Here is a 5,347-nt window from a genome sequence, read left to right as displayed (position 1 = left end):
ATCCAACTTTCGGGCATCGTTTTTTCTCTTCATGCTCGTATAACGCATCACGCACTATTTGGTGCACACGTCAGTAACTTGCACCGAAGCTCGATACAAACTGGACGGGGGCCATGTTTAGCCGGAACACGACATACGAGTGTGACGCCATGTTATGAGAACTACGCCTCGCCTCGCTCATTTCTTCTGCAACAGGTCATCTCTCAAGCACTGCGCCCGGCACGCAGTCGGCCTTGAGCGTATGAATCGACCAATCGAGCATCCGCTTACTGTTCGAATGCACGAATAACACGAACGACCTGCTTGAGGGAAGGAAATCTGATTGCATCTCCGACTAGATTTTTCAATGACATTTGTCAAGCTTCATTCACCGGCTTGCTGGAATATCGCCGTTGCCCCCAGAGATTCCCCCTGCGCCTGGACGGTGGCAGCCCGGCGCATTTGTCTCGCGCATATACCGCGAGTTCTGTTACGTCGAAAGCTTGCCCCGTCCGACGCAGCCCGCCGGAAGACGCGGATAACATGGAAGCCTGCGTAGCGGCATGCCGGTACGCCCTTAGTTGAGTGCGCCGTCGTCTGTGGATCCCAATTGCAACGCGCGAAAGAGGAAGCGCTGCAGTGCCGTTGCTGCGGACGTGCTGTCGTGTGCATTCGCGGGACTAAACAGGCCGAACTCCGCGACGGGCGGCATAGGCAGCCCGGCAGAACACGGATCGATTGCCCGCATCGTATCGCGGCGCACATGCCAATCGAGTAGCACGGCAATTCCGAGCCCGGCCTCAACGGCCGACTGGATCGCGGACAGACTGGTGCTTGTGCAGGCGACGCGCCACGCGATGCCGGCCTCAAGCAATGTCGCAAAGAAGTTCTCCTGCCATCGACATGTTCCGCCAAATGCGACGATGGGCAGAGGTCCACCTCGCAGGTCAGCGTTTCTCGTGCGTGCGGCGGCCCAGCGAAGCGGATGCCGCCAGGTAACGAGCGGCTCGGCGTGAATCAGCGCTGGATCTCCAATCGCAAAATCCAGCGTGTTGGTTGCGAGCCGCTGGGATAACGCAGGGCTGGCGTCGACGACGATCTCCAGTGCGACGTCTGGAAACGATGCCGAGAACTGCCTGAGCGCATGGCGGAGGTGACTCATTGCGACGTCTTCCAGAATGCCAATCCTGACGGTACCTGAAACGTCGCCTGCATTGAGTGCGGAGCGGGCGGCAAGCCCAATTTCGAGCAACTTCTGCGCATATGGTAGCAGCACACTGCCCGCCGAAGTCGGCTTCACGCCACGCGGCGAACGTTCGAGCAGGCGTTGGCCGACTTCGTCTTCAAGACGACGAAGAGCCATGCTGACGGCAGCCTGAGTGCGATGAAGTGCCATTGCAGCGTTACTCACGCTGCCAGCCTCAACCACCGTCACGAACGTACGCAGCAGCGTGCTGTCGAGATCGCGAATCATCAATTTCCCTCATGCAGACATAAAGATTATCAGCTTATACCACGCATACACTTGGGGTTAGTATCCTTCCCTCACTCAAGCGGAGAACACGCGCGAGCGAGAATTTGAACGCAAAACAAGTCGAGAGCGACCACTTCGGTCTCGCGCCCAATTGCGCCATCGCGCCGATGTCCGCTGCCACGTCCGCCCGCAGGGGTTGGCCAAAGACTGCACCATTGCCATTCAAAAGGGCATACGGCACGATTCGCACAACTTGGCTGCGGGTACGCTCCGAGGCGTTAGTGCTGGTGCCATCATGCGGCCGCCAATCTAGAAGGAGTTCTGCGTGTGGCCGAGCTATTAGCAGGAAGACCCGGGCAAGTCGGTTCTAATCTAATCAAACATCATCGAGAAGTATTTGAAAGTCTTGCGTCTCACCACACAACGACTGCGGTCTGCCTAACTCCAGAGAACAAGTAGCCTCTTAAGTCCCGAGCTACATATTGCCTTGCTCAAAAATCACCCGATGTCTTTTGGCTCTTCCAGCCAGTGAATAAAGAGTGGCCACAGCGCTGTTTTCTCCGTTCTTGTTTCTTCTATTTTACTTGGAGGGTTATATGTCAACAAGCAACGATCGCGTTCATCTAGAGCAAGTCGCTGAGCAGGCGATGAAGCGGATTTTTGCCACTTCGCCGGAAACAGCTGCGTTCCATCGTGGAGATTGGATCGACAGTGAATACTATCGCCGGCATCTCGTCGAAACCGTGTTGCGAATCCGGCTCAACAACGAAGTCGACGCATTCGCACTTTACAAAATCAGCTACAAGGACAACGTGCTCGCACAGTTTCTCGCGCGATACCTCGCAGAAGAATACGGGCACGATGGGCTATTCTTGCGTGACATTGAGAAATTCGGCCTCTCCGCAACCGACGTCGACCGCACCGCGCCCTTTCACAGCACCGACAAATTAATTGGCTACCTCTATCTGAGCATCGGCCGCGACGGGCCACTGCCGACGATGGTGTGGAATTGGTTTGTCGAATGGTATTCGGATCGCTACAACAAGGTCATCACTGAAGCTGCGGCGCGCGCGTTCGGACACGATTATGTGAGGGGTTCGCTCGGCCACATTCACTACGACGAATCGCGCGATCACAATGAGCGGATGTGGGTCGCCCTGCAGCGGGCAATCGACAACTGGGGCGGAACGGAAAAAGCGGAGACCTATCTGTGCCACTTCGTCGAGCTGATCCACGAATACTTCGACGAATTACTGGTGACAACAGTGCCTCAAGCCGAACCGGTTGCCAAATAAGGAGCATCCTATGACCGCCGTCATCGTAATTGAACCGGCGTCGTCGGGCGCGTCGCTTATCGCCGCTGCTGCGCGCCTCGGTGTCGCCGCACATGTGTTTTCTGCCAACCGTGACGAGCGCGTCGTTCTGCCTGCACTTCGCAACGCCGCCGCATCGTTCACCGTGGTGGACACCGCTTCCCCAGACGCGGTCGCCGCAACTGCGCGCGCCATGCGCGTCGACGCAATCGTGCCCGGGTTCGAATACACAGTCGGCGTAGCCGCGCAAGCGGCGGCCCGGCTCGGTCTTCCCCATTTGCCGCCTGAAGCGGCAGCGCTAACTCAAGACAAGTACCACAGCCGCTTGCACCTCGCAACTATGGGACTGGCGGTGCCACAGTTCGCTCAAATCGCAGATCCCCGCGACATCCTGACGGCCGCGTCGCAGGTCGGCTTCCCAGCCGTTCTCAAGCCTGTGGACGGCTGCGGTAGCCAACTGGTGACGCGCGTCAACTCGCTTGCCGAGCTACAGTTCGCGGTCGAGCGCGCCATGCACCAAGGCGTTGTAGACATGGGCCGCAAGATTGGCAACGTTTTGCTGCTTGAGCAATATCTCGAGGGTCCGGAGTATAGCATTGAAGGTTACATCGACGGGCTCGGGCCGCGTGTTGTCGCTGTAACCGAAAAGCTGCTGAGCGCCGAGCCGTATTTCGTCGAGATGGGACACACAGTTGAAGCGGCGCTGACGCCAGAGCACCGAGCGGCACTGGTCGCATACATCGAAAAAATCACAGCACGAATCGGCCTTACACTCGGCGTCTTCCATGCGGAGGCCCGCATCACACGTGACGGTCCGGTGCTAATCGAGATCGCCGCGCGGCTCGGAGGAGACCGCATCTACCGTCTAGTTGAACTCAGCAAGTCACTCTCGTTGCCGGAAGTGATGATACGCAGCCATCTCGGCGACGCCAATCCGGCGCCCGGCTATGACACAGAGGTCACGACGTGCGCGAGCGGTGTGCGGTTCCTCGCACCTGTAACGGGCCGCTTCGCCAGCGCCGCCGCGGTCGAACGCGTGCGCGCAATGCCCGGCTTCGAGGAGATCGAGGTCTATTCGCACATCGGCGGTGCCGTGCCACACCCGACGGATTTTCGTGGCCGCGCCGGACATCTGCTGTTTACCGCTGGCGATCGCCCGACGCTTGATTTGCGTCTCGCCGAGGCGCAAAGCGCTCTCAGATTTAATCGCACCCTTGACGATATCTGAAAATTTCTCGACATGACAATCAGCCTGTCTTCCAAGAGTAGACGCATCGTTGTGCTTAATCGTTGGTCCGACGACTTCGCCGCCTACCATCGCTATATCGACCATGCCGTGCACGACGTGGCATACGTCTGCACGCCACACGCTGCGGCAGCACTGCGCGCGTCGCGCATCATTCACATTGAACAGCTACCCGATTTCGGCGATGAAGATGCGCTGCACGCGGCCGTGCGCGCCTGCAGCTCAGCACTGGGCGGCATCGACAGGCTCGTCGCGCTGTCCGAATTCGACCTGATGGCGGCCGCGCGGCTCCGCAATTCGTTCAGTATCCCTGGTGACCTGCCTGACGCAGTCGTCCGGTTTCGCGACAAGGCGGTCATGAAGTACGCCGTCGTGACAGCCGGCCTGCGTGCGCCGCGCTTCGCAGCGCTGGAAAATCCGACCTCTCCCGATCCGGAGCCGATCGATACAATGCGTTTTCCGCTCATCGTAAAGCCGCGCACCGGTGCCGCAAGCGTAGGTGTACGGCGCGTCGACACGGAGGCGCAGTTCAATGCACTGTTGCCGACTCTACCGCTCGTTGAGTACGAATGCGAGGAGTACATCGAAGGAACGATCTATCACGTTGACGGCTTCGTTGTTGACGGTGCATTTGTGATCGCGCGCGCGTCCCGCTATATCAACACTTGCCTCGAGTTCGCGCAGGGCAAACCACTCGGCTCCGTAATGCTTGATCCCGGGCCGCTGAATGATGCGCTGCTCGCGTTTGCAGATGCCAGCCTGCGTGCGCTCGCGTTGGTCAATGGACCGTTCCATCTTGAGATCATTCGAGGCCCCGACGCCCTGTACTTCCTCGAGATCGGTGCGCGCGTGGGCGGGGGGGAGATCCCTTTCCTGTTTCGCGATCTGTACGGTATTGACCTGTTCGCCTTGTGGGTCGCGCAGCAGTCAGGTGACGAGGCATGTTTCACGGAGCAAACGCGAGCCGCGTTCGCCGCATCGACGTTGCGCGCGCGCGGCGGATTCCTGATGCTGCCGGAGCCAGTCGGCAAGGTGTTCGTCGGTGCGCAATTGCCGCAAGGAATCGCGGCGCTCTATGAAACCGTCTTGCCAAAACAACATCATGTCTTCGACGGCGCTGGCGGCTACGATACGATCCTCGCGCGCTTTCGCTACCGGGGTGCATCAGAACACGAAATCGCCGTGGCAATTTACGCGACGTTGCGGGATTTTCGCTTCACACTCGCGGAGGTCGCGACACTCGCGACCTTTGAAAAAGGCCTCTTTTGAAATCCGAGTGGGTGGTTTCGCGGGTCAAGGGCGGGCGTGAGCCCGGCGTAGCGAACCCTTGAGGCG

General features: G+C 58.9%; 4 protein-coding genes. 3 read left to right on the top strand and 1 reads right to left on the bottom strand.

The features are described from left to right. Window positions 1–556 precede the first annotated feature (556 nt). Window positions 557–1,453: a LysR family transcriptional regulator gene (locus J8I87_RS43175; protein ID WP_209938720.1), complete on the bottom strand. Its 897-nt coding sequence runs from the start codon at window positions 1,451–1,453 to the stop codon at window positions 557–559. A 596-nt stretch (window positions 1,454–2,049) separates the two neighbouring features. Between J8I87_RS43175 and J8I87_RS43170 the strand changes: the two genes are divergently transcribed. From J8I87_RS43170 to J8I87_RS43160, 3 genes are read left to right on the top strand one after another with little or no spacing between them, the layout of a single operon-like run. Continuing rightward, window positions 2,050–2,748 carry a hypothetical protein gene (locus J8I87_RS43170; RefSeq protein WP_015004753.1) on the top strand — a complete coding sequence of 233 codons (699 nt, stop codon included), beginning with the start codon at window positions 2,050–2,052 and terminating at the stop codon, window positions 2,746–2,748. A 10-nt stretch (window positions 2,749–2,758) separates the two neighbouring features. Beyond that, window positions 2,759–3,994, top strand: a complete 1,236-nt coding sequence (locus tag J8I87_RS43165) for an ATP-grasp domain-containing protein (protein WP_209938719.1) — start codon at window positions 2,759–2,761, stop codon at window positions 3,992–3,994. 51 nt (window positions 3,995–4,045) lie between these two features. Beyond that, window positions 4,046–5,281 (top strand): acetyl-CoA carboxylase biotin carboxylase subunit family protein, encoded by a 1,236-nt coding sequence (locus J8I87_RS43160; RefSeq protein WP_313068263.1) that lies wholly within the window; start codon window positions 4,046–4,048, stop codon window positions 5,279–5,281. Window positions 5,282–5,347: the final 66 nt, after the last annotated feature.

It is taken from the genome of Paraburkholderia sp. LEh10 (assembly GCF_017814945.1).
Classification (GTDB): domain Bacteria; phylum Pseudomonadota; class Gammaproteobacteria; order Burkholderiales; family Burkholderiaceae; genus Paraburkholderia.
This window is presented reverse-complemented; position numbering and strand designations above follow the sequence as displayed.